Source organism: Nocardioides rubriscoriae (genome assembly GCF_008087085.1).
GTDB classification, from domain to species: domain Bacteria; phylum Actinomycetota; class Actinomycetes; order Propionibacteriales; family Nocardioidaceae; genus Nocardioides; species Nocardioides rubriscoriae.
This window is the reverse complement of record NZ_VIYJ01000009.1, coordinates 172,302-195,639: the sequence shown is the minus strand read 5'-3', so window position 1 is coordinate 195,639 and position 23,338 is coordinate 172,302. Positions and strand designations below refer to the sequence as shown.

At 73.9% G+C, this 23,338-nt stretch carries 20 protein-coding genes; 16 read left to right on the top strand and 4 right to left on the bottom strand.

Annotated features, from left to right (window positions below; translation table 11 throughout):
* The first annotated feature begins 12 nt into the window (after positions 1-12).
* From FZC61_RS23970 to FZC61_RS17090, 5 genes are all read left to right on the top strand, one after another.
* The gene (locus tag FZC61_RS23970) at positions 13-3,627 is read left to right on the top strand and encodes an Ig-like domain-containing protein (protein WP_281289840.1); all 3,615 of its coding nucleotides are present in this window, start codon (positions 13-15) and stop codon (positions 3,625-3,627) included.
* Between the two features lie 36 nt (positions 3,628-3,663).
* A complete protein-coding gene (locus tag FZC61_RS17105; protein ID WP_148615376.1) occupies positions 3,664-4,176 on the top strand; it encodes a DUF427 domain-containing protein in 513 nt (170 codons plus the stop codon).
* Between the two features lie 54 nt (positions 4,177-4,230).
* Positions 4,231-4,863 carry a CG0192-related protein gene (locus FZC61_RS17100; RefSeq protein ID WP_148615375.1) on the top strand — a complete coding sequence of 211 codons (633 nt, stop codon included), beginning with the start codon at positions 4,231-4,233 and terminating at the stop codon, positions 4,861-4,863.
* A 147-nt stretch (positions 4,864-5,010) separates the two neighbouring features.
* Positions 5,011-5,367: a YciI family protein gene (locus FZC61_RS17095; RefSeq protein WP_148615507.1), complete on the top strand. Its 357-nt coding sequence runs from the start codon at positions 5,011-5,013 to the stop codon at positions 5,365-5,367.
* Positions 5,368-5,375: 8 nt separating this feature from the next.
* Positions 5,376-6,581 carry an RNA polymerase sigma factor gene (locus FZC61_RS17090; protein WP_246142752.1) on the top strand — a complete coding sequence of 402 codons (1,206 nt, stop codon included), beginning with the start codon at positions 5,376-5,378 and terminating at the stop codon, positions 6,579-6,581.
* On the opposite strand, the gene FZC61_RS17085 is transcribed toward FZC61_RS17090, so the two are convergent.
* Positions 6,571-6,900 carry an antibiotic biosynthesis monooxygenase family protein gene (locus FZC61_RS17085; protein ID WP_148615374.1) on the bottom strand — a complete coding sequence of 110 codons (330 nt, stop codon included), beginning with the start codon at positions 6,898-6,900 and terminating at the stop codon, positions 6,571-6,573. The genes FZC61_RS17090 and FZC61_RS17085 overlap by 11 nt on opposite strands.
* 23 nt (positions 6,901-6,923) lie before the next feature.
* On the opposite strand from FZC61_RS17085, the gene FZC61_RS17080 reads away from it, so the two are divergent.
* The 7 genes from FZC61_RS17080 (at position 6,924) to FZC61_RS17050 (ending at position 13,684) form a co-directional block, all read left to right on the top strand.
* Positions 6,924-8,867, top strand: a complete 1,944-nt coding sequence (locus FZC61_RS17080; protein WP_148615373.1) for a M3 family metallopeptidase — start codon at positions 6,924-6,926, stop codon at positions 8,865-8,867.
* A gap of 395 nt (positions 8,868-9,262) precedes the next feature.
* A complete protein-coding gene (locus tag FZC61_RS17075) occupies positions 9,263-10,096 on the top strand; it encodes a hypothetical protein (protein ID WP_148615372.1) in 834 nt (277 codons plus the stop codon).
* Positions 10,097-10,305: 209 nt separating this feature from the next.
* A complete protein-coding gene (locus FZC61_RS17070) occupies positions 10,306-10,686 on the top strand; it encodes a Zn-dependent oligopeptidase (protein ID WP_148615371.1) in 381 nt (126 codons plus the stop codon).
* Entirely contained in the window at positions 10,683-11,741 is a 1,059-nt protein-coding gene (locus FZC61_RS17065; RefSeq protein ID WP_148615370.1) for a hypothetical protein, read from the top strand. The genes FZC61_RS17070 and FZC61_RS17065 overlap by 4 nt, the downstream gene beginning before the upstream one ends.
* Positions 11,742-11,787: 46 nt before the next feature.
* Positions 11,788-12,126: a hypothetical protein gene (locus FZC61_RS17060; protein ID WP_148615369.1), complete on the top strand. Its 339-nt coding sequence runs from the start codon at positions 11,788-11,790 to the stop codon at positions 12,124-12,126.
* A gap of 431 nt (positions 12,127-12,557) precedes the next feature.
* Positions 12,558-13,292: a PadR family transcriptional regulator gene (locus tag FZC61_RS17055; RefSeq protein WP_148615368.1), complete on the top strand. Its 735-nt coding sequence runs from the start codon at positions 12,558-12,560 to the stop codon at positions 13,290-13,292.
* A complete protein-coding gene (locus FZC61_RS17050) occupies positions 13,289-13,684 on the top strand; it encodes a DUF1707 SHOCT-like domain-containing protein (RefSeq protein ID WP_148615367.1) in 396 nt (131 codons plus the stop codon). The genes FZC61_RS17055 and FZC61_RS17050 overlap by 4 nt, the downstream gene beginning before the upstream one ends.
* Here FZC61_RS17050 and FZC61_RS17045 read toward each other — a convergent pair.
* Positions 13,626-14,606, bottom strand: coding sequence for an SMP-30/gluconolactonase/LRE family protein (locus FZC61_RS17045; protein ID WP_148615366.1), 981 nt, complete (start codon positions 14,604-14,606; stop codon positions 13,626-13,628). The two genes, FZC61_RS17050 and FZC61_RS17045, sit on opposite strands and share 59 nt — an antisense overlap.
* 87 nt (positions 14,607-14,693) lie before the next feature.
* On the opposite strand from FZC61_RS17045, the gene FZC61_RS17040 reads away from it, so the two are divergent.
* A complete protein-coding gene (locus FZC61_RS17040) occupies positions 14,694-15,908 on the top strand; it encodes an acyl-CoA dehydrogenase family protein (RefSeq protein WP_148615365.1) in 1,215 nt (404 codons plus the stop codon).
* A gap of 727 nt (positions 15,909-16,635) precedes the next feature.
* Here the strand turns inward: FZC61_RS17040 and FZC61_RS17035 are convergent.
* On the bottom strand, positions 16,636-17,229 hold the full coding sequence (locus FZC61_RS17035) for a TetR/AcrR family transcriptional regulator (RefSeq protein WP_148615364.1): 594 nt from the start codon (positions 17,227-17,229) through the stop codon (positions 16,636-16,638).
* Positions 17,230-17,376: 147 nt separating this feature from the next.
* On the opposite strand from FZC61_RS17035, the gene FZC61_RS17030 reads away from it, so the two are divergent.
* Both FZC61_RS17030 and FZC61_RS17025 read left to right on the top strand, forming a co-directional pair.
* Positions 17,377-18,195 carry a thioesterase family protein gene (locus FZC61_RS17030; RefSeq protein ID WP_170286148.1) on the top strand — a complete coding sequence of 273 codons (819 nt, stop codon included), beginning with the start codon at positions 17,377-17,379 and terminating at the stop codon, positions 18,193-18,195.
* Positions 18,192-19,610: a DHA2 family efflux MFS transporter permease subunit gene (locus tag FZC61_RS17025; protein WP_170286147.1), complete on the top strand. Its 1,419-nt coding sequence runs from the start codon at positions 18,192-18,194 to the stop codon at positions 19,608-19,610. Before FZC61_RS17030 ends, FZC61_RS17025 begins: the two co-directional genes overlap by 4 nt.
* Before the next feature lie 34 nt (positions 19,611-19,644).
* Here the strand turns inward: FZC61_RS17025 and FZC61_RS17020 are convergent, their stop codons facing one another.
* Positions 19,645-21,285 (bottom strand): TolB family protein, encoded by a 1,641-nt coding sequence (locus FZC61_RS17020; protein ID WP_148615361.1) that lies wholly within the window; start codon positions 21,283-21,285, stop codon positions 19,645-19,647.
* A 106-nt stretch (positions 21,286-21,391) separates the two neighbouring features.
* Here FZC61_RS17020 and FZC61_RS17015 point away from each other — a divergent pair, with 106 nt between their 5' ends.
* On the top strand, positions 21,392-23,335 hold the full coding sequence (locus FZC61_RS17015; protein WP_148615360.1) for an ATP-binding protein: 1,944 nt from the start codon (positions 21,392-21,394) through the stop codon (positions 23,333-23,335).
* The last annotated feature ends 3 nt before the right edge of the window (positions 23,336-23,338 follow it).

Genomic DNA, 23,338 nt, shown 5'->3' with positions numbered 1-23,338 from the left:
GAGGCGACCCCCGTGACCCTCCCGACCCGTCCCCGGCGCTCCCTGCTGGCGGCCACCCTGGCCACGACCCTGGTGGTCGCTGCCCTGGCCGTCGTGCCGCAGAGCCCTGCCGCAGCCGTGGTCCCGCCCACAGCGCTGACGCCCGCCCGGGCCCTGCCCGTCACCGGCCCGGTCGGCGCCGCCGAGATCGAGCTCGACCAGCAGGCCCTGGCGGGCGGCGTCGACGGCGCCGCGACGGCGTACCACCCGCCGAGCGGACGCTTCCTCACGCTGTGGACCGGCACCCGCCAGGCCTCGCCGGCCGGCACGCTGGGGCTCAAGCAGGAGGTCCTCGGCCGCTGGGTCGACGCCACCACCGGGCAGCCCGACGGGGCGCCGTTCGTCGTCGCCAGCCAGGGCGACCCCACCGACGGCACCCTCGACGCGGTCGACCCGTCGCTGGCCTGGGACCCCGCGGCCGGTGCCTTCGTCATCGCCTGGGCCGGCGACACCGAGGCTGACGCGCCGGCCGCGAGCTTCGACCACACGACCTTCGGCGTCTTCGTGCGCACCTACGTGCCGGGCGGGCCGCTGTCGACCCCCGTCCAGCTCGACACGGCCCCGGCCGGGACCGACGCGCGCCACCCCGACGTCGACGTGCGCGGCGCCGCCGGTCGCGTCGTGTGGGAGCACACCACCGACGGCGGCGGCGCCGAGATCCGGACCTCCCGGCTCTCGGCAGGCCTCCCGGTCGGCCCCGTGGCCGCGCTCGGCGCGAGCACCTCCAGCGACGACGGCGCGCCCGCGGTGGCGCTGCGCGACGACGGTCGGGCGCTGGTCGTGTGGACCGGCGACAGCACCGTCCCGGGGGGCACCCCGCTGCGCACGTACGCCGTGGCCGTCGACGACGCCGGGGGCGCCGGTCCGGTGGTGCTGGCGGGCGAGACGTCGAGCAGCCCCGCCTACGAGGAGACCGACGCCGACGTCGCGGCCGTCGGGGACACCGGGGCCTGGCGGGTGGCCTGGTCGGCCAACACGGCCGCCGCGCCCGACGCGTTCAGGGTGCGCGCCGAGACCCTGACCCTCACGGGCACCGACCTCGGCTCGATCGCACCCGACGGCGCGGTGCAGACCGTCGGCGACCAGCCCGGCGACGACCTCGCGCCCTCGGTGGCCGTCAACGGCGACGGCGACACCGTCGTCGCGTGGGTCGTGCGCAACGGTGCCGACCACCAGGTGTGGGGCGCCCGGGTCACGCCCACGGGCGCGGTCCTCGACGCGGCCCGGCTCAGCGCCTCCCGCGCCGCGGCGCCCAACACGCAACCGACCCGGCCCGCCGTCGCCTGGAGCACCGCCACCCGGGGCACCTCGTCAGTGGCCTGGGCCGGTGACGCGGCCTGGTCGCGCCTGCTCAGCGGACCCAACGTCGTCTCCGCCGACCTCGGCGTCGGCCTCGCCTTCGACCCGTCGGCCCCCTCGGCGCCGGTCGCGGGCGTCGAGCCGGGCACCGCGGCGACCTACACCGTCGACTACACCAGCGTCGCCGGGGCGGCCCGGACCGCCGTCGACGACGTCACGATCACCCTGCCGCTGCCGGCGAGCGTCGTCGGCGACGGCGCCCCGACCTACCCGACGACGCCCACCGGCACCACCGTCACGGTCGCCGGCACCGACACGCTGACCTTCACCGTCAGCCACCTCGAGCCCGGCGCGACCGGCAGCATCGTCGTCCCCGTGCGGCTCGCGGCCGGCGTGGCCAGCGGCACCACGAGCAGCGCGACCGCCACCGTCGCCGCCACCGGCAACACCGACCTGGCGCCCGGCAACGACCAGGCCACCGCGACGTTCACCACCGACGACAAGCCCTACGTCGCCGCGGTCGCTGCTCCGGCCGGTCCCGTGGGGTCGTCGGCGGTCTTCACCGTCACGCTCAGCGAGGCGGTCACCGGCCTGGCCGCCGACGACCTCGACGTCGCCACCACCGGCTCCGTCTCCGCCCAAGTGACCTCCGTCGAGCTCGTCGGCGCCCAGGCGGACGTGACGGTGACCTCCACCGGTGACGGCACCCTGCGCCTGGTGGTGCCCGCCACGGCCACCGCCACCGACGGCGCCGGCAAGCCGCTGTCGACCGGCAACCTGCCGGTGCAGAGCGCGGAGGTCGCGGTCGACACGACCCGGCCCACGGTCGCGCTCAGCGCACCCGCAGGACCGGTCGACGGGCCCTTTGAGGTCACCGCGACCTTCTCCGAGCCGGTCACCGACCTCGCGCTGGCCGACGTCGCAGTGACCAACGGGACCGCGTCGGCGCTGGCCGGGAGCGCGATGACCTACACCGTCACCGTCACCCCGGCCTCCGACGGCGACGTCACCGTCGAGGTGCCCGAGGGCGCCGCCCTCGACGCCGCCGGCAACACCTCCACCGCCGCTGTGCCCCTGACCCGCACCTTCGACGGCAACCGGCCCGCGCTGACGCTGGGGGCGGCGGCCGGGCCGTTCGACGCGCCCTTCCGGGCAACCCTCGACTTCTCCGAGCCGGTCAGCGGCGTGGCGCTCGACGACGTCGTCGTCGGCAACGGCACCGCGTCCGACCTGCAGGGCACGGGGGCGTCGTACTCCGTGCTCGTGAGCCCGACCGGCGAGGGCGACGTCACCGTCGACGTGCCCGAGGGTGCCGCGACCGACGCCGTCGGCAACCCCAGCACCGCCGCCGTCACGCTGACCCGTCGCTACGACACCACCGCGCCGGTCCTCACCGTCGCCGTGGCCCCGGGCCAGGCCGACCCGGTGCGGGGGCGCGAGGTCCGCTTCACCGTGACCGCCGACGAGCCCGTCGACGACCTGGACGCCGCGGAGGTGACGCTGTCGCAGACCTCCGCCGACACCGGCGCGACCGACGTGGCCACGCGTCGTACGGGGCCCGCGACGTTCGAGGTCGTCGTGACGGGCATGGCCCGTGCCGGCGACGTGACGGTCGCGGTCGTCGACGGCGCCGTGAGCGACACGGCCGGCAACCCCTCCGGTCCCACCGCGTCCGCCACCGCCGCCTGGGTGCCGACCGCGCCGCCGTCGATCGGCCTCCTGTTCGACCGCGGGTGCGTCGGTGCGGCCGGCACGATCGGGCTGAGCCTGACCCCGGTCGTGCCGACCACGCTGCGCCTGGTCACCGGCAACCCCAGGCTGCTGCCCCTGTCCCGGGTGCGGGTCACGCGCAGCGGCGCCGACGACGAGCGCGCGAGCCTGACGGTCGAGCCGGTGGCCGGCCTCAGCGGGGTCGCCCGCCTGACCGTGCTGGCGACCAACCTGTCCGGCACGCGCCGGCGCGTGGTCCGGGTCGTCGTGGGCACCGCGCGCGCCGACCGTGTCCGCGGGACGACCCTGGCCGAGGTCGTCCTGGCCCGGGGCGGTGCCGACAGGGTCGTCGGGGCGGGCGAGGGCGACCTGCTGTGCGGCGAGGCGGGCGACGACCGGCTCGAGGGTGGCGCGGGCGACGACGCCCTGTACGGCGGCACGGGTGCCGACACGCTCGTGGGCGGCCCGGGGCGCGACCGCCTGGTCGGCGGCCCGGGTCGCGACCGCCTGGTCGGCGCCCCCGGCGACGTCCTGGTGCCGCGGGAGCTGCGGGGGCTGCGGTCGGCCCCCGCCTGGTGACCGGGCCCGCTACCGCCGGGGTGCGAGGCTGTCGACGTGGCCCTTCCTCATCCCCGACCCGACCAACGCGTCAAGCCCGGCCCCGGCCAGGAGTCCTGCTGGGACTACCCGCGCCCGCCCGACCTCGTGGTGTCGTCCGAGACCGTCGAGGTGGTGCTGGGCGGCCAAGTCGTCGCCCGCACGACCCACTCCTGGAGGGTCCTCGAGACCAGCCACCCGCCGACCTACTACCTGCCCCGTGACGCCTTCGTCGCAGGCTCACTGCGCGAGGCGGCCGGGTCGTCGCACTGCGAGTGGAAGGGCGCCGCGTCCTACTACGACGTGCTCGGCGGGGGGCTGGTCGCCCCGCGCGCGGCCTGGACCTACCTGAGCCCCACCCCGCGCTTCGCCGACCTCGCCGGTGCGGTCTCGGTGATGCCGGGCCAGGTCGACCACTGCCTGGTCGACGGCGAGGTCGTCGTGCCCCAGGCCGGGGGCTTCTACGGCGGGTGGATCACCTCGCGCGTCGTCGGTCCGTTCAAGGGTGAGCCCGGCACCTGGGGCTGGTGACCCCGACGACAGGGGTGGGGTGGCGCGACGCCCGGGGGTGGCAGGCTTGGCCGCATGGCACTCCTGCACCAGGCCTCGATCACGCCGACCAAGCTCGAGGCCCTCGCGGCCTGGGCGCCGCACCGCCCCTGGTTCGCCGGAAGCGGTGACCTGACGCTCCTGGGCGCCTACCGCTTCGACGACCCGACCGGCGAGGTCGGCATCGAGACGTTCCTCGTGCGTGCGGGCGAGGGGCCGGTGCTGCAGGTGCCGCTCACCTACCGCGGGGCGCCGTTGGCCGGGGCCGACGACGCGCTCGTGTGCGAGATGGACCACACCGTGCTGGGTCCCCGGTGGGTCTACGACGGCTGTGCCGACCCGGCGTACGCCGCCGCGCTGGCCACCACCGTGCTCACCGGCGGTCGCGAGGCGCCGCTGGAGGTCGAGCAGGCCGACGGCGAGGTGGTGACCCGCGAGATCACCACGTTCGCCTACGGCAGCGGCGTGCCGGGCACCGAGGTGCCGGCGATCACGGCGGTGCAGCGTCGCGAGGAGGGCGAGTGCACGGTCATCGAGGCGGGTGGTCTCGAGCTGACGCTCTGCCGGGTGGTCACCGGCGGGGGCGCCCTCGACACCACCGGGGCGCGCACCCTGACCGGGCGCTGGCCCGATCGCAGCGAGCCGACGCTGCTGGCGCTGGTGCGGTGACCCTCCGACCCGTGGTGGCGTCGTGCTGCTCGCGGTGGAAACTGGTCGAGAAAGGTTCTCGGGACCTGTCGGATCCTCACTGACCTGTTCGTGGCATGGGTGTCAGGCAGCCACCCGGGCCGCCGACACCCACCCGAGGAGCACGTCATGCCGCAGTACTTCCTGGCCGTCAACCACGACGAGGCCGAGGCCGCCCGCCTGTCCGCCCTGACCCCCGAGCAGATGCAGCCGATGTTCGAGGCCGTCGGCGTCTTCAACCAGCAGCTGCAGGACGCCGGCGCGTGGGTGTTCGCCGGCGGGCTCGAGGGCGTCGAGTCCAGCACGGTCGTCGACGGCACCGGCGACCGCCCCGTGATCACCGACGGACCCTTCTCGGAGTCCAAGGAGTTCCTCGGCGGCTTCTGGATCATCGAGGCCGACGACCTCGACGCCGCCCTCGACTGGGCGACCCGCGGCTCGAAGGCCTGCGGTGGTCGGGTCGAGGTCCGGCCGTTCCAGGGCTGACGTCGTCGGTGGAGGTGATCGAGCGGGTCTACCGCGAGGAGTTCGGCCGCGTGGTCGCCTCGCTGACGCGGCGCTTCGGTGACATCGACGTCGCCGAGGACGCCGCCGGCGAGGCGCTGCTCGTCGCCCTCGAGAAGTGGCCGGTCGACGGCGTACCCCCCAACCCGGGGGCGTGGCTCACCACCACCGCCGCGCGCAAGGCCATCGACAGGATCCGCCGGGAGTCCCACCGCGACGCCAAGCACCAGGCTGCGCTGGTCATGGTCGACGACACCCCCCACGAGCCCACCGGGCCGGTCGAGGACGACCGGCTGCGGATGGTCTTCACCTGCTGCCACCCCGCCCTGGCCCCCGAGGCGCGGGTGGCCCTGACCCTGCGGCTGCTCGGCGGGCTCACCGTCGCCGAGATCGCGCAGGCCTTCCTGGTGCCCGAGGCGACGATGGCGCAGCGGATCACCCGCGCGAAGAAGAAGATCGCCACCGCCCGGATCCCGTTCCGGGTGCCCTCGCTCGGTGACCTGCCCGAGCGGCTCGGGGGCGTGCTCGCCGTGGTCTACCTGGTCTTCAACGAGGGCTACCTGTCGTCGTCGGCCCGTACGTCGGTGCGCGACGACCTCACCGCCGAGGCGATCCGGCTCGGACGGCTGCTGCGCGGCCTGCTCCCCGACGAGCCCGAGGTGACCGGCCTGCTGGCGCTGATGCTGCTCATAGAGGCGCGCCGCTCGGCCCGGCTGTCGACCGACGGGGTGCTCGTGCCGTTGCCCGAGCAGGACCGCGGCGCGTGGTCACGACCGCTGGTCGACGAGGGGCACGCCCTGGTCCGGGAGTGCCTGCGGGTCAACCGGCCCGGTCGTTACCAGCTGCTGGCGGCCGTCAACGCCGTCCACACCGACGCGCGGTCCGCGGCCGACACCGACTGGGCCCAGGTGGCGGCGCTCTACGACCGGCTCGCCGTGATCGACCCGAGCCCGGTGGTGCAGCTCAACCGCGCGATCGCCGTCGCCGAGCTCGACGGGCCCGAGGTCGGGCTCGCGCTGGTCGACCGGCTGCCGCTCGAGGGCTACCACCCGTGGCACGCCACGCGAGCCGACCTGCTGCGACGCCTGGGCCGCTCGGCGCAGGCGCGGGCGGCGTACGACGCGGCGCTGGCGCTGATCGACAACCCCGCCGAGACGGCCTACCTGACGCGGCGGCGCAGCGAGGTCACCGGCTGACGAAGTGGCTCGCGTACGACGTCGTGCCGACCGCGATCGAGTAGGCCTCGTAGTAGTCGGCGACGCCGTGCCGCATGGCCTCGCGGTGGCGGGGGTGCTCGCGCCAGCCGCGGTGCGACTCCTCGTCGGCGAACGTCACCACGGTGCAGCGCTCGCCGTCCTCGGCGACGAAGGTCTTGGTCTCGACGAAGCCGGGCATCTCGCGGGCCAGACCGGCGACGACCGCCAGCTCCTCGCCGTACGCCGGCTGCGCGTCGTCGCGCAGACGGTTGCGGAAGACGGTGACGACCTGACCGGCGGCGGGAGGGACACGCTCCATGGGTCCAGCCTAGGCTGGTCGCCGTGACCCCGGAGACCCTCGAGCCCCTGACCCTGCCGGCCGCCGGCCCCGACGACGGGGCGGCCTGGGACGACTGGGTGCGCCACCGCGCCGAGGACGGCCTGGCCCGCGCCGCCGCGCTGGTCGCCGGGCTGCGCGAGGCGCCGCCGACCGACGCCGTCGAGGTGCTGCGGCAGTGGGACGCGGTGTCGCTGCAGCTCGGCAACGTGGCGGCGATGGGGTCGCTGTTCGGCAACGTGCACCCCGACGAGGCCGTGCGCACCACCGCCGAGAAGGCCGAGCAGGACGTCAGCCGGGTCAGCACCGAGCTGTCGCTCGACGCCGGTCTCTACGCGCTGTTCGCCGGGCTGTCCGAGGACGGCCTCGACGACCAGGCGCGGCGGCTGCTGGCCAAGGTGCGCCGCGACTTCACCCGCGCCGGCGTCGACCGCGACGACGAGACCCGCGCCCGGATCACCGCGATCCAGGAGCGGATGACCGAGCTCGACCAGGAGTTCAGCAAGGCGGTGCGCGACGACGTCCGCACCATCCGGGTCGCGCCCGAGCGGCTCGCCGGGCTGCCCGCCGACTGGCTGGAGGCCCACTCCGCCGACGCTGACGGCCTGGTCACCGTCACCACCGACTACCCCGACGCGGTGCCGGTGCGCCAGTTCGCCCACGACGCCGAGGTGCGTCGCGACATGCTCGACGCGTTCCTCAACCGCGGCTACCCGACCACCGAGCCCCTGCTGAAGGAGCTCTTCGACCTTCGCCACGAGCTGGCCACGCTGGTCGGCTTCGACGACTGGGCGTCCTACGACGCGCAGGTGAAGATGATCGGCGAGGGCCCGGCCATCGCCGAGTTCATCGACAAGATCGCCGCCGCGGCCGAGGGCCCGATGCGCCGCGACCTGGCCACCCTGCTCGAGCGCTACCGCCACGACCGCCCCGACGCCGACCAGGTGCCCGCGGCCGACGCGGCCTACTACGAGGAGGTCGTGCGCAAGGAGCAGCTGCAGGTCGACTCGCAGAAGGTGCGCACCTACTTCGCCTTCGACAAGGTCCGCGCCGGGCTGCTCGACGTCACCGCCCGCCTCTTCGGTCTGCGCTACGACGAGGTGCCCGACGCCCCGGTCTGGCACGTCGACGTCACGGCGTACGACGTCGTCGACGCCGCCTCCGGCGACGGCCTGGGCCGCATCTACCTCGACCTGCACCCCCGCGAGGGCAAGTACAAGCACGCCGCGCAGTTCACGCTGACCGACGGCGTGGCCGGGCAGCAGCTGCCCGAGGGCGTGCTGGTCTGCAACTTCAGCCGCGGGCTGATGGAGCACGACCACGTCGTCACGCTCTTCCACGAGTTCGGTCACCTCGTGCACCACGTGCTCGGCGGCCACGTCGGGTGGGCGCGCTTCGCCGGCGTCGCCACCGAGTGGGACTTCGTCGAGGCCCCCAGCCAGATGCTCGAGGAGTGGGCCTGGGACGCCGAGATCCTCGCGTCGTTCGCCACCGACGCCTCGGGCGAGCCCATCCCGGGCGCGCTGGTCGAGGCGATGCGGGCCTCCGACGACTTCGGCAAGGGCACCCAGGCGCGCGGGCAGATGTTCTACGCCTCGATGTCCTACCGCTTCCACGTCGAGCGCCCCGCCGACCTCACGGCGCGCATGGTCGAGCTGCAGGAGCAGTACTCCCCGTGGCCCTACCAGCAGGGCACCCACATGTTCGCCTCGTTCGGCCACCTCGGTGGCTACAGCTCGGCCTACTACACCTACATGTGGTCGCTGGTCATCGCCAAGGACCTCTTCAGCGCCTTCGACTCCTCCGACCTGTTCGCCCCCGACGTGGCGCGCCGCTACCGCGACAAGGTGCTCGCCCCGGGCGGCACCAAGGACGCCGCCGACCTGGTCGCCGACTTCCTCGGCCGGCCCTACACCTTCGACGCGTACGCCGCCTGGTTGGCCGGCTGAGCGTGAGCGCGTGCCGGACCGCCTGACCAGCATTCCCAGGCGCGCATCGTCCGTCGAGGGCGTACGGCGCTGGGCTCGGCGGGGCTCGGCACGGACGAGATCTCCTGTGCCGCTCAGTGGCACGAGGGCTTGCTATCGGTCGAGGAGGCCACCAGTCTGAGGGTCCTCCGGGACCCGGCGCACAGGAGAGAGGACACCTTGACATGACTCACAAGCTCCCCCACGGCACGAGGAGCCCCAGGGGCCTCCTGACGTCGGCCCTGGCCGTCCTGGTCGCCCTGGTCGCGACCTCCGCCGTGACGCCGGCGTACGCAGGGGGGACCACCACCCCCCCACGCCAGAGCATCGAGACCACGGGATCGAACGACTTCACCTTCAGCAGCAGTGACGGCGCGGTGAGGAAGACCGTGCACATCAACCAGACGGCGAGCCATGAAGTGGCCCAGACCTTCGATGACGAGTGTCAGGACCAGGTGAACATGTCGTGGGGTCGAGACGGCTTCACCTACCTCAACAGGTACATCCGTCAGTCCTTGGCACGCGAAAGCATCGAGGCCCCCGACCTGGGCGACGACCGGCCCGAGACCTACATCGAGAAGATGGCAGTGGATCGCGACTCCAGCGGCACGGCGCTGAACGCTGCCCACCTCGCTCAGTTCATCGACGCCAACTCCAACTCCCGGTGCGAGAAGGCGGACCTCAGCGGGACGACAGACACGTTCCTGCTGTCCAACCCCAGGTCGGCGTCGGTCGCCACCGGCATCGCGCCCCGCCGGGCCTGGAGCGTCGACATCGACTGGCGTGACAAGGGTGCTTCGCTGGCCGGCGGGTCCGCCGCGCTGATCTTCACGACGTTGGTCGTCGGCCTCCTCATCGTGACCGACCAGGAGGCCCTCTTGGCCAACGACGCGGTGCAGATCGGCATCGGCTGCATGGCCGGGGTGATCCACAAGGCTGTCTACAAGTGGACCTATGACGGCTCGGCGGCCAACATCACCGACCTGGTGAAGGGGTGCCTGGTGACCGTCGCTGGCAAGGTCACGTCCAAGGGGTTCGGCCTCGCGATCAAGCGGGTCGGCGTCAAGTTCGAGAACGACGTCCTCGAGGGGCACAAGAACCTGATCAAGAACCTGATCAAGCGGACGGGCGCCGACGCCGTGCTCACCACCATCGGCGAGGACATGGGAACGGCCATCAAGACCGGGGCCGCAGGCGCTTGGGGCGTGTGAGACGACCCCGCTCCTCCTGGACCCGGGTCCGGGACGAGCGGTGCTCATAGCGCTGACCGTTCAGGGTGGACCGGATCGGCGTACGGCCCTGACTGTCCATGGCCAGGAATTCAGGCGATCCGCCGACACGAGCGCTCCTGGCTCGGTCTCGGCGGGGGTACCGTGCCCGGGGGACCGGACCTGACGGCGGGACGGCCTGGGTCGACTGGGTGCGCCACTGCGCTGAGGACGGTCTGGCCCGTGCTGCCGCGCTGGTCGCCGGGTTGCGCGAGGCGCCGCCGACCGACGCGGTCGAGGTGCTGCGGCAGTGGACGCGGTGTCGTTGCAGCTGGGCAACGTGGCGGCGAATGGGGTCGCTGTTCGGCAACGTGCACCCCGACGCGGCCCCGGTGCGCCAGTTCGCCCACGACGCCGAGGTGCGTCGCGACATGCTCGACCCGTTCCTCAACCGCGGCTACCCGACCACCGAGCCGCTGCTGAAGGAGCTCTTCGACCTGCGCCACGAGATGGCCACGTGGCCCAACGTTCACCCGATGCCCGGCCGCGGTTCGCCCGCGGCCGGCGGGGTCGCGCCAGCCTGGTCCGCATGAGACTCTCGCGCCCTCTCGCCGCCGTGTCGGCGGCGGTCATCCTGCTCAGCCCGGCCGCCGCGCAGGCGCGCCCCGACGCCGCTGCGCGCCCTGGTGCGAGCGCTCCCGGGCAGGACAAGGCCGGGCACTTCTCCTTCGCGGTGATCGGCGACGTGCCCTACGGCGCCGACCAGATCGCGCGCTTCCCGGGGTGGATCGGCCAGATCAACGCCGCCGACCCCGCGCTCACCGTGCACGTCGGTGACATCAAGAACGGCTCGTCGCGCTGCGACGACGGCTACTACTCGCTCATCCGCTCGGACTTCGACCTCTTCGAGGGGCCGCTGGTCTACACGCCGGGCGACAACGAGTGGACCGACTGCCACCGCGCCAACAACGGCGCCTACCAACCGCTCGAGCGGCTGGACCGGGTGCGGTCGGTGTTCTTCGACCACCCCGGCCAGACCCTCGGCCAGGAGCCGATGACCGTGTCGTCGCAGGCCGCCGACGGCCTGCCGGAGAACGTCGTGTTCCGCCGCCAGCAGGTCGACTTCGCCGTCGTCCACGTCGTCGGCAGCAACGACGACCTCCAGCCGTGGACCGGCGTCGGCAACACGACGGCGACCCCGGCCCAGGTGGCCGAGGAGCAGCACCGCATGGCCGGCGCGGTGGCCGGGGTGCGCTCGGCGTTCGCGACGGCCCGCCAGAGGCAGGACCGGGCTGTCGCCCTGTTCCTGCAGGCCGACATGTTCGACCCGACCTACCAGCCTTCGGGCTCCGACATCTCGGCGTTCGCGCCGCTGGTGCAGGCGATCATCGACGAGTCCTCGTCGTTCGCCGGCGACGTCTACCTCTTCAACGGCGACAGCCACGTCTACAACAGCGACCACCCGCTGGCGCCCGGCTCGCCGCTGCTCGCGCGCTACACCGCGCTGGGCGTCACCGGCTCGGCGGCGAAGGTCGAGCGGATCACCGTCGACGGCTCCAGCAACAACCTGGACTGGCTCAAGGTGACGGTGAACCGGCCCGGTGCGGCCGAGGCGCTGTCGTGGGAGCGGATCCCCTACACGTCCTGACCCTGGACCAGGCGCTCGACCACCTCGACAGTGGGTCACTGTCGAGGTGGACGAGCGGGCGCGACACGAGGCCGACCTGGAGCGGCGTGAAGCCGCGCTGGCAGCACGCGAGGCCGACCACGCGCAGCGCATGGAGGACGCCGACGAGATCGTCGCCCACGCGGCCGAGCGCGGTGCCGCCGCCGACGCCCGTGACCTTGCCGCCGACCGGCGCGAGCAGGCCCTCGACCTCGCCGAGCTGCTGGCCCGGGAGGGCCACCACGCCTACGGCGACGACCTGCCGCACCGTCGCAACGCCGCGCTGGACCGGATGAGCGCCAAGGACGACCGGGCCTCGCACGAGGACCTGGTGGCGCTGACCGAGGCCCACGACGACAACGCCTGAGGCACGGGTCCGCCACGGTGGTTGAGGTGCGAGGAGCGCTGGCGACGAGCCTCGAAACCCCCGCAGCCGGCGGAATCACACGGGTTGGCCGCGATCCTCGCCGGGTCTCGAGGTGGTTCCTGAGGTGCGAGCGCAGCGAGCCTCGAAGGGCTCCTCGCTGGCGCTCGTCGCACCTCGACCACCGTGGGGCCGCTGACCGGCTCTCGGCAGCAGGTGGGGGCAGAGGTCAGGTCTGCATGGGGTCGGTGCCGCAACCACACGGCCTGTGGAGAACCTTCCTTCGAGCCCAGATGTGGACGACTCCTGGTCATTTCCACAGCTCCCGGCGTTACTCCCTTGTCTCCGCCCGACCCTCGGCGTACGGTTGCGATATATCGCGATGCAGTCACGACAAGACGCGATACCACCATCATTGAAAGGGGGGTCCCGCCATGGGACACCGAGGACACCACTCCTGGGCCACAGGGCCCGACCACGAGAAGCACCCCTGGCAGCAGCACGGCGGCAGCCGCCGCGGATCCGGCTGGGGCGGACCCGGCTGGGTCGACGGGCCGTTCGAGGGCCGCGGCCGCGGGGGGCGCGGGGGCCCGATGGGTGGTCCGCCGCCCTGGGTCGCCGGCCTGTTCGGACTGGGCCAGCCCGACCGCGGGCGCGGCCCGCGCGTGCGCCGCGGCGACGTCCGCGTCGCCATCCTCGACGTCCTGGCCACCGCGGCCAGGGCCGAGGAGCCGATCAACGGCTACCAGGTGATCCAGCAGATCGCCGAGCGCAGCGAGGGCGGGTGGCGCCCCAGCCCCGGGTCGGTCTACCCGACGATCCAGCAGCTGCAGGACGAGGGCCTGGTCGAGACCGACGACGAGCGCGGGCGACGCAGCCTGCGACTCACCGAGGCCGGCCACGCCTACGTCGCGGAGCACCCCGACGAGCTCGCCGCCGTCTGGGCGCCGTTCGAGCGCTCGACCCGCGAGGGCGCCACGCAGGACGGTGAGCACGTCGACCTCAAGAGCGAGCTCGGCCAGGTGATGCCGGCGGTGTGGCAGATCGTCACCCAGGGCTCCGAGGCCCAGCGCCGGGCGGCCGTCGAGATCCTGGCCGACACCCGCCGCCGCCTCTACGGCGTGCTCGCCGACGGGCCTGGAGGCGACGACCCGGAGCCGGAGGCATGACCTCCGAGCTGCGGGTCGGGGACGCCGAGCGCGACCGGGCCGCGGCCGACCTGGGGGAGCACTACGCCCTGGGTCGGCTGACGGCCGACGAGCACGCGGAGCGTCTCGACGCCGTCTGGACCGCGCGCACCCGCGCCGACCTCGACGTGCTGTTCGAGGACCTCCCGGTCCAGCCGGCACCGCAGCCCCACGGCCAGCCGAGTCCGAGACGTCGTCCCGGACCCGGCTGGCGCGCGGTGCCGTTCGTGCCGGTCGCGATCGCGCTGGTCGTGCTGTCGGCGGTCACGCACCTGCCGCTGTGGATCGCCCTGTTCTTCCTGGGCTGCGGCTTGCTCAGCCGCGCTCGACGCGCGTCACGTCGTACGTCGTCTCGGGGGTCGGCGGCGTGCTGAAGCGGGCGTTGGGGAGGTAGAGCGCGCCGTCGTCGCTGCGGTCGACCGTGGTCGGCACGTCGAAGCGGGGCGAGGTGAACGACCGGACCTGGCGACCCGTCTCGCCGGCGGCGTCGAGGCGGAGCACGACGACCTCGTTGAGCTGGTTGCGCACGACGTAGAGCCTGCGGCCCTCGAGCAGCATGCCGTCGCCGTTGGTCAGCGAGGCGCCACCGAGGTCGACCAGGCGGGCCCGGCCCGCGCTGCGCCCGGTGCGCGAGACCCGGAAGAGCGTGCCGTCGCTGGAGTCGACCACGAGCAGGCCCGGGCCGCTGGGCGCGACGGTGATGCCGTTGGCGCCGAGGTCGCCGCCGGTCGGCTGCGTCCAGTCGCCGCGCAGCCGGAGCACGCGCACGTCGCGCTTGCGGGGCAGGCTGCCGTCGCGGTTGATCGGCACGCGGTAGACCTTCGGGGCCAGCGAGTCGGTGAACCACGCGGCGCGCTTGGTCAGCACCACGTCGTTGACGAAGGAGGCCGTGCGGCTGACCCGCAGGGTGCGCAGGGTCTTGCCGGAGCGCATGCTGACGATCCGCACCGTGCCGGAGTCGCCGCCGGAGACGTAGAGCCGCTGCTGCGGCCCGACCTTGAGGCCCAGCGCCGGCGTACCGGGGCCCTGGCTGATGCGCTTGCCCTGGCCGGTGGTGAGGTCGGCGCGGTAGATGTCGCCGTCGACGCGCGAGCCGAAGTAGCCGAAGCGCCCGGCGATCGCGATGCCCTCGGGCTGGAAACCGTCGGGCAGGGCGACTGAAGCCGGCGGTGTGGGCTTGGCAGCCTGGTCGGCGGCGGTCGCGGGGGACGCGACGGGTGAGACGAGGGCGGCGGTCGTGGCCGCCGCGGCGAGCAGGGTGAGGGCGGACCTGGTCCTGAGGTTTCCGAGATTCATGCCTCGACCGTAGGTCGGTGGTGGGCGAGTCCGCTCATCCTTCCGGTTGGCCGATATGAACACGGTGTCACAGGTACCGTGGTCGTCATGTCGACGCCGTCCTTCGATCTGACCCCCGACCACCTCGAGCTCAAGAGCTGGCTTCACGGCTTCGCCGCCGACGTCATCCGCCCAGCGGCGTCGGAGTGGGACGAGAAGGAGGAGTTCCCGTGGCCGATCGTCGAGGAGGCCGCCAAGGCCGGCATCTACTCGATGGACTTCTTCGCCACGCAAGGCTTCGACCCGACCGGTCTCGGTATCCCGGTCTCGATGGAGGAGCTGTGCTGGGGTGACGCCGGCATCGGCCTGGCCATCGTCGGTACGGCGCTGGCCGCCGCCGGGGTCAGCAGCAACGGCACCCAGGAGCAGGTGCTCGAGTGGGTCCCCGAGATGTTCGGCACCCCGGGCGACCTCAAGCTCGGCGCCTTCTGCTCCTCCGAGCCCGACGCCGGCAGCGACGTCGGCGCGATGCGCACCCGCGCGCGCTACGACGAGGCCACCGACGAGTGGGTCATCAACGGCACCAAGACCTGGGCGACCAACGGCGGCATCGCCGACGTCCACGTCGTCACCGCCGTCGTCGACCCCGACCTCAAGACCCGCGGCCAGGCGTCGTTCGTCGTCCCGCCCGGCACCAAGGGCCTGAGCCAGGGCCAGAAGTTCCACAAGCACGGCATCCGCGCCAGCCACACCGCCGAGGTCGTCCTCGACAACGTGCGCGTCCCCGGCCGCTGCCTGCTCGGCGGCAAGGACAAGCTCGACGCCCGCCTGGCCCGCGCCCGCGAGGGCTCCGGCGCCCGCGGCAACGCCAGCATGGCGACGTTCGAGCGCACCCGCCCCGCGGTCGGCGCGATGGCGGTCGGCATCGCGCGGGCGGCGTACGAGGTGGCGCTGGACTACGCCAAGACCCGCGAGCAGTTCGGCAAGGCCATCATCGAGAACCAGGGCGTCGCCTTCGCGCTCGCCGACATGGCCGTCTCGATCGACGCGTCGCGGCTGCTGGTGCACCGTGCGGCGTGGATGGCCAGCCAGGGCAAGTCGTTCGACGCGGCCGAGGGCTCGATGTCGAAGCTGATGGCCGCTGAGACCGCGGTCAAGGTCACCGGCCAGGCCATGCAGATCCTCGGTGGCAACGGCTTCACGCGCGAGTACCCCGTCGAGCGCTGGGCCCGCGACGCCAAGATCTACACGATCTTTGAGGGCACCTCCGAGATCCAGCGGCTCGTCATCGCCCGCACGGTGTCGGGGGCTCCGATCCGCTGAGCCGGCTCTAGCCTGGCGTCGCGCGTCGTCGTACGTCGGGGGCTGGCCGTACTGGACTGGTTCGCGTTCGACTGATCGATGGTTGAGGGGTAGCTCAATCCGACGCCTGTCCCCGCAGTCCTACGTGCGCTCTTGAACACCTCACGGGGTCGACGCATGCGACAGGACATCGATGACCAGCCGGGTCCGTTGGCTGGATGAGGAATCCACTGATGTCAACGCTAGCCGCCGCTAAGGTCTCGGCATGCGCTCTGGCCTTCTCTGTCTCGCGTTGCTGTCGTTGTTCTCGATTGGGCTCACTGCCTGCGATGACACCGAATCAGGACCCCTGTACGACGACAGCGTTGATTGGAGCACGCAGTGCGGCACCCTGCGAACGATCATGAACGACGACAGTCAACTGCAAGTGGATAGGGCGCGGGCGCTCGACCTCTCGATGGCCAACTGTCCTGCCTACATGCGAGAGTGAATCGCGGTTCGCCACTCCGTCGCGCCGAGGTGCAGACCAGCCCATGCCCGCCTTTCGCCTCCTTGTGTCGCGGCGCCCCAACCCTGGGACTCGCTCGCTTGGGAGATCTCGACGCTGCACTTGGGGTTGGCGCAGCCAACAAATCTAGTCCCGGCTTCATGTACGTCAATCCGCCGCCTATGAACGGGGCCACGTCGCGGTTGACCGCACGGAGCCGATGAGCGGGTCCCGTCAACGGGCGTGGGAGGCGAACGTCAGCTACGCGCTGACGACCTCACGAGGACGTCGCACCAGGTCGGCCACGAGGGCGACGGCGGTCTGCCCGGCCGCCACCCGGTCGCGGTGGGTGCCGGCGTAGAGCCCTTCGTGCACGAGCCACACCCGCTCGGCGAGGACGGCGGCACCGACCGGGTCGTCGGGGTGGACCCGGGCGACCACCGCGTCGACCCGGGCGCGCCAGTCGGCGAGCAGCGTGACGGCGGTACGGCCCGGGAGGTCGTCCTGGGTACGCAGCTCGCGCAGGGAGTTGCGGATGGGGCAGCCCTGGAAGCGCGGGTGTGCGGCCAGTCCTGCGATGTGGCGGGTGACGGCGACGAGGGCCTCGGCGGGGTCGTCCTCGAAGTCGACGAGCACACGGTCGAACTCGTCCTCACGCATCCGGGCGAACTCGACGAGGTAGGTGGCGACGAGGTCGGCCTTGCTGGGGAAGTGGCGGTAGAGCACGTTCTTGCCGCACCCGGCCTCGGCGACGATCTGCGCCATGCCGACGGCCTGGATGCCGTGGGCGTAGAACAGGCGCCCGGCGGTCTGCAGGATCCGGTCGCGCACCTCGGGATCGGGATGGCGTGGCATGGCGGGCCTCCTCGTCGCTCGCACGGCGTGACGGACCGATCGGTCCCTGACCCTTGCACTGTAGCGCCAGAGCGCGCCATGATGTCGAACCGGACCGATCGGTCCGCAACCAGGGCGGCGTGGCCTGCCCCGTCTCGAGAGGACACCATGCTCCCCCTGACCGACACCGCTGAGACGGTGGCTGGCTCCCTGACCCACGCCCTGCTCCTCGACGCCGGGCGGGCCATCCTCGAGCAGGATTGGTTCTCCTGGTCCGGACCGCACGGCGGCCTGGTCGCGGCGCTGTGCCTGCGGGCCGGCCTTCCCCTCCTCGGCGAGGGCAGGAGCCCCCGCTCCCTCACCGTCCTGCTGCTCGAGACCGCCGCCGCGGGCACCCTCGAGCTCACCGCCTCGCCGGTGCGCGAGGGCGGCAGCTCAGCCGTCGTCGCCGTCGAGGCCGGTGCGCCCGGGGCCGGTACGGTCGCCCGCGCGACCCTCGTCGGAGGCCGGTCGCGCGGCACCTCGGCGCTGTCGGCGGTGCCCGCGCCCGCCGTACCCGCGCCCGAGGACTGCCCCGAGCTCGAGCTGCCGGTCGAGCTCGTGCCGTTCACCCAGCACCTGCAGCTGCGGGCGGCGACGCCGGCGCGTCCGATGAGCGGCGGCGACCTGGCCGAGCTCGTCGCCTGGGTCCGCTTTCGCGCCGACGTCCCGCTGGACGCGGCCGCGCTCACGGTCCTCGTCGACGCCATGCCGCCCGGCCTGTACGGCGCTGCGAGCGTCCCGATCGCGGTGCCCACCGTGGAGATCACGGTCGCGTTCGCCGAGACACCCGAGGTCCCTGACACCACCGGGTGGGTGCTGCTGCGCATCTCCACCCGTACGGCGGCCGGCGGCTGGTGCGTCGACGACAGCGAGGTCTGGGACCAGCAGGGGCGCCTGCTGGCCCAGGCACGCCAGACCCGCCGGGTCCTGGGGGAGTGGCAGTGAGCGCCACCGGCGTCCCGACAGGAGCCGGAGAGCGGGCCGCGGCGGTGCCGGCCCGGGCCTGGCAGGTGCTGGCCATCTCGGCGGCGGGCGTGTTCGTCGTCTTCCTCGACGCCACCGTGGTCAACATCGCGTTCCCGGCGCTGTCGGCGGACTTCCCCGAGGTGACCCGCGCCGGGCTGTCCTGGGTGCTCAACGCCTACGCCGTGGTGTTCGGGGCGCTGCTGGTGACGGCCGGCCGGCTCGCGGACGACCGCGGTCGCAAGAAGGTCTTCCTCGTCGGGCTCGGCGTCTTCGCGCTCGGGTCCGCGTTCTGCGGGCTGGCGCCGTCGGTGCCGTTGCTGGTGGCCTCGCGCGCGCTGCAGGCGGTCGGGGCCGCGCTGCTGGTCCCGGCGTCGTTGGCCCTGCTGCTGCCGGAGTTCCCCGCCGAGCGCCGCGCCGGCGCCGTCGGCCTGTGGGGTGCCGCGGGCGGAGCGGCGGCCGCCGCGGGACCGACCCTCGGTGCCCTGCTGGTCGAGGGCCCCGGCTGGCGCTGGGTCTTCCTCATCAACGTCCCGCTGTGCGCGGCGGCGATCGTCCTGGGACGCCGCGTGCTGCGGGAGTCGACCGGTACGCCGACCGAGGGCCGGCAGGACCTGCTCGGGGTCGTGATGGTCACGGCCGTGTTCGGCCTGCTCTCGCTCGGCCTGGTCCAGGGGGAGAGCTGGGGCTGGGGGTCGTGGCGCGTCGTCGGGTCCTTCGTGGTGGCGGCCCTGCTGGTCCCGGTCCTGGTGACCCGGGCCCTGCGGCACCCCAGCCCGGTCCTGCCGGTCCGGCTCTTCGCGGTGCGCACGTTCTCCGTCGCCACCGCCGCGCTGCTGCTCTTCGCGGCCGCCTTCTTCGCGGTGATCCTGTGCAACGTGCTCTTCCTGACCGGGGTCTGGGGCTACTCCGTGCTGCACACCGCGGTCGCCGTGCTGCCGAGCCCGCTGCTGGCGGCCGGGCTCTCACCGGTCACTGGCCGCCTCGCGGACCGCTTTGGGTTTCGCGTGCTGGTGGTGCCCGGCGCCCTGTCGATGGCGGCCGGGACGGCCTGGCTCGCGACCCGCACAGGCGTCGAGCCGTCGTACTGGACCGACTTCCTGCCCGGGACCGTCATGGTCGGCCTGGCGATCGGCTTCGCGCTGCCGACCCTGGGTGCGGCGGGAGCCGCGTCGTTGCTGCCGCACCAGTTCGGCGCCGGCAGCGCGGTCGGGGCGACCGCGCGCCAGCTCGGAGCGGTGCTCGGGGTGGCCGTGCTGGTCGCCGTGCTCGGTGAGCCCGGACCGGCGCAGGCGCTCGACGCGTTCCACCGGTCCTACGTCGTGATCGCCGCGACCGCGGTCGCCTGCGCCCTGCTGAGCCTGGGCCTGGCGGGTCGGAGGAGCCGGGTCGACTGACCGCCCCAGCAGGTCAGCGGGCCGGACCCGTCGCTCACCCCGCCCGCCGGGCCCGTACGTCGGTCACGAACACGTCGGTGTTGCCGGCGGTGTCACCCGGGACGACGTCGACGCTCGAGGAGGCGAACACGACGCGTCGACCGTCGCGCGACACCCCGGCCGCGTTGCTTCCTCCGCCCTGGTGGACCTCGCGGCCGGTGGCGCTGACCGACACCCGGGCGAGGAAGCCGTTGGCCGTCGAGGCGACGAAGACGTCGGTGACGCCGTTGGTGTCGCCGCGCACCAGGCGGGTGGAGTCGCTCGGGAAGGCCACCCAGCGGCCGTCGCCCGACAGCGACGGCTCGTAGGCGTCGAGGTCGTCGCCGGACCCGATTCGCGGGGTGAGCAGCCGGACGGCGCGTGCCCCCCGCGTCCAGAGGAAGACGTCGTAGCGGGTGGGCGCCCCGCCGCGGGTCAGGTCGGTGGCGCGGGAGTCGAAGGCGACGCGCGTGCCGTCGTCGGAGACCGACGAGGTGTAGCTCGGGCCGTCGGCGGGCCCGCCCCCGGGGGCGTGCGACACGAGCACCGTCTTGCGCCCGGTCACGTCGCGCACGAACACGTCGGTCTGCGCGTTGGTGTCGCCGCTGACTAGGTCGGAGGCGTCGGAGGAGAACGACACGAAGCGGCCGTCGCGCGAGACGGCGGGCAGCATGCTGGGGCCGTTGCCGTCCAGCCCGCCCGGCGTCACCGAGACCAGGCGGGAGCGACGGGTGCTGGCGTCCCACAGGTAGACGTCGTCGTCGGCGTCGCTGTCGCCGCCCAGGTCGGTGGCCGCGGAGGTGAACACCACCCAGCGGCCGTCGTCGGAGATCGCGACGTCGACCGAGCTGCCGTTGCCCGGTGCGCCGGCCGGGGTGGCGCTGACGCGCACCACCGCCCCGGTCGAGCGGTCGAAGCGGTAGACCTGCGTGGCGCTCCCGGCCGGGCCGGGCACCAGGTCGGTGGCGGTGCTCTGGAAGACGACGTAGCGGCCGCCCTCGGAGACGTCGCCGCGACCGCTCGCCTGGTCGCCGGCGGCGGCGGTGAGGCTGCGCGAGACCAACGTCGTCGCCCCCGTACGCCGGTCGGTCAGGTAGACGTCGGTCGTGCCGTTGGTGTCGACGTTGGCGATGGGCTCGCTCGGCGACGTCCAGGCGACCCAGTCGCCGTCGCTCGACAGGGCCGGGTCCAGGCCGCCCGAGGCCGGCAGCATGCCGCTCGGGGTGAGGTAGACGGGGGCGCTGCGCGGCGCGGCGGTGACCACCGCGCGGCTGCGCGACACGTAGCGGCGCAGCGGTACGCGGCCCCTCGTCGCCGGGGCCACCAGGCGCACCGGCCCGTCGGCGGCCGCGACGGTGAACGACACCGCGCCCGAGCGGGTGCTGCGACCCGACGCGACGCGGCGCCACCGACCGCCGGTCCGACGCTCGAGCCGGACCGGCCGGCGCACGCGGGTGGGCAGCCGGCCGCTGACCCGTACCGGCTCGCCGACCAGCGGGTGGCCGGGGGTCACCGTGGGAGCGGCCGGGCGCCGTCCCTGCCGGGCGTCGGCGGCGGTCGTGACCCCGGGCCCGGCGAGCCCGGTGAGACCGGCCACGACCAGGACGAGCACGACGAGGGCGCACCGGTGGGCACGGTACGGCGGAGGGAGGGTCATGGCGTCCAGCCTGCCGCCCGCCGGGCCGACGCCGGCCGCGCGTGCGTCCCGAGTTCGTCCCGAACTCACCCACCCGGGCCTCGCTCGTCCCACTAGCGTTGCGTCCGTGACCTCCATGGGGGAGCTGGCGCGCTCCCGTGACGCCGCCCTCCACCTGGCGCGCGCGGCCGTCGACCCCGTCATCGAGCGCTTCCTGGCCGACGACGACCCGCACCGGGTGCTGCTGCTCCACGGCCCGGCCGGCACCGGCAAGACGGCGCTGACCCGCGCCGCGCAGCGCCTGGCCGCCGACCGGCCGCACCGCGTGGTCGACGGCCGCGACCTGACCCCCGACCCGGCGGCCCTCGACGCCGCGCTGGCCGGCCTGGCCCCGCGCAGCCTGGTCGTCATCGACACCTACGAGCAGCTGGCCTCGCTGGGGCCGCACCTGCGCGACCGGGTGCTGCCCGGCCTCGACGGCGACGTCCGTGTCGTGGTCGCCGGGCGACACGCGCCCGACCCCGCCTGGACCACGGGCCCGCTCGCCGCGGTGGTGACCGTGCTCGCCGTACCCCCGTTCACCGACCAGGAGGCCGACCGGGTGCTGCGGCTGCGCGGCGTCGACGCGGCGCCGGTCCGTGAGGCGATCGTCGCCTGGGCCGACGGCCTCCCGCTCGCGCTCGACCTGGCCGCCACCTCCGCCGCCATCCGCGGCGGGTCCCTGGAGCCGACCGAGCTCGACCGGGCGCTGCTCGACCACCTCACCGAGGCTGAGCTCGCCGGTGCCGACCGTGACGTGCTCGCGGTCGCGGCCATCGCTCCGGCCGTCGACGCGCGGCTCCTCGCCGCCGCCCTGCCCGGGGTCGACGGCCCTGCTGCCGAGGCCTGGGTGCGCGGGCTGTCGTTCTCCGAGCCGCTGGGGCGGGCCGTGACGCTCCACGACCGCGTACGCCGGCTGCTGCAGGCCGAGCTCAAGGCCCACGAGCCGGAGTACGACCGCACGCTGCGGCTGCGCATCGTCGACCACCTCGCCGAGCGCGCAGTCACGACCGAGCCGCACCTGCTGGCCGACATGCAGGACCTCGTCGACACCGGGATCGGGACCTTCGTGCGCGAGGCACTGTCGCGCTTCTCGGTCGACCGCGTGCGCGAGGCCGACTTCGACGCCGTCGCGACCCACCTCGGGCCAGACGACCCGGCCGTGGACCGCTTCCACCGCTGGATGCGGCACGCGCCCGAGCACATCATCGTCGTGCGCGACGGTGAGCGGCTCGCCGCGCTCGCGTTGTGGGCGACCCCGCGCCTGCTCCCGACGCTGCCCGGGGGCGACGCCGTCCTGGACCGGTGGACGGCCTACGCCGCCGAGCACGTGCCCGACGACCGGGTCGTGTTCCTGCCCGACGTCGTCCTGCCGGCCGACCCCGACGACTGGCTGGCCCTGCTGGCCATCGGCAACGTCGCCATGCTGGTGCGCGCCGGGGTCACCGCGCTGCGCGCGGCCTACATCGGCCACGACGACCGGGCGGCCCACGAGGCGGTCGCCGGGGGCCCGGCCGGACAGGTCGCGGCGTTCGGCGGCGTGCCCGAGCCCGGGCTCGACGTCCCCGACGGCATCGGCGGTGAGATCGCGGTGCGCGGCTACGTCATCGACTACGGCCCGACCGGGGTCGTGGGCGCGACCCGCGAGTTCGTCCACCGCATGCTCGAGTCCGCCCGCCCCGTCGACGGTGCGGCGCCGCCGTCACGACGTCCCGACCCCGAGTCCGTACGCCGCGCCCTGCGCGCCTTCCACCGGCCGCTCTCGCTGGTCGACACCCCGTGGGCGGTCGGGGCGACCCCCACCGAGCGGGTCGCGTCGGTGCGCCGGACGCTGCTCGACGCCGTCGAGGCGACCTTCGGCGACTCGGCCGACGAGCGGCTGCTGCGGGCCACGGTGGTGCGGGGCTACCTCGACGAGGTCGGCGGGCCCGCAGTGGCGATGCGCGAGCTCCACCTCAGCCGCACGACCTACTACCGGCGTCTCGCCGAGGCGACCGAACGGGTCGCGGCGACCCTCGTCGCCGCGACCTGACGG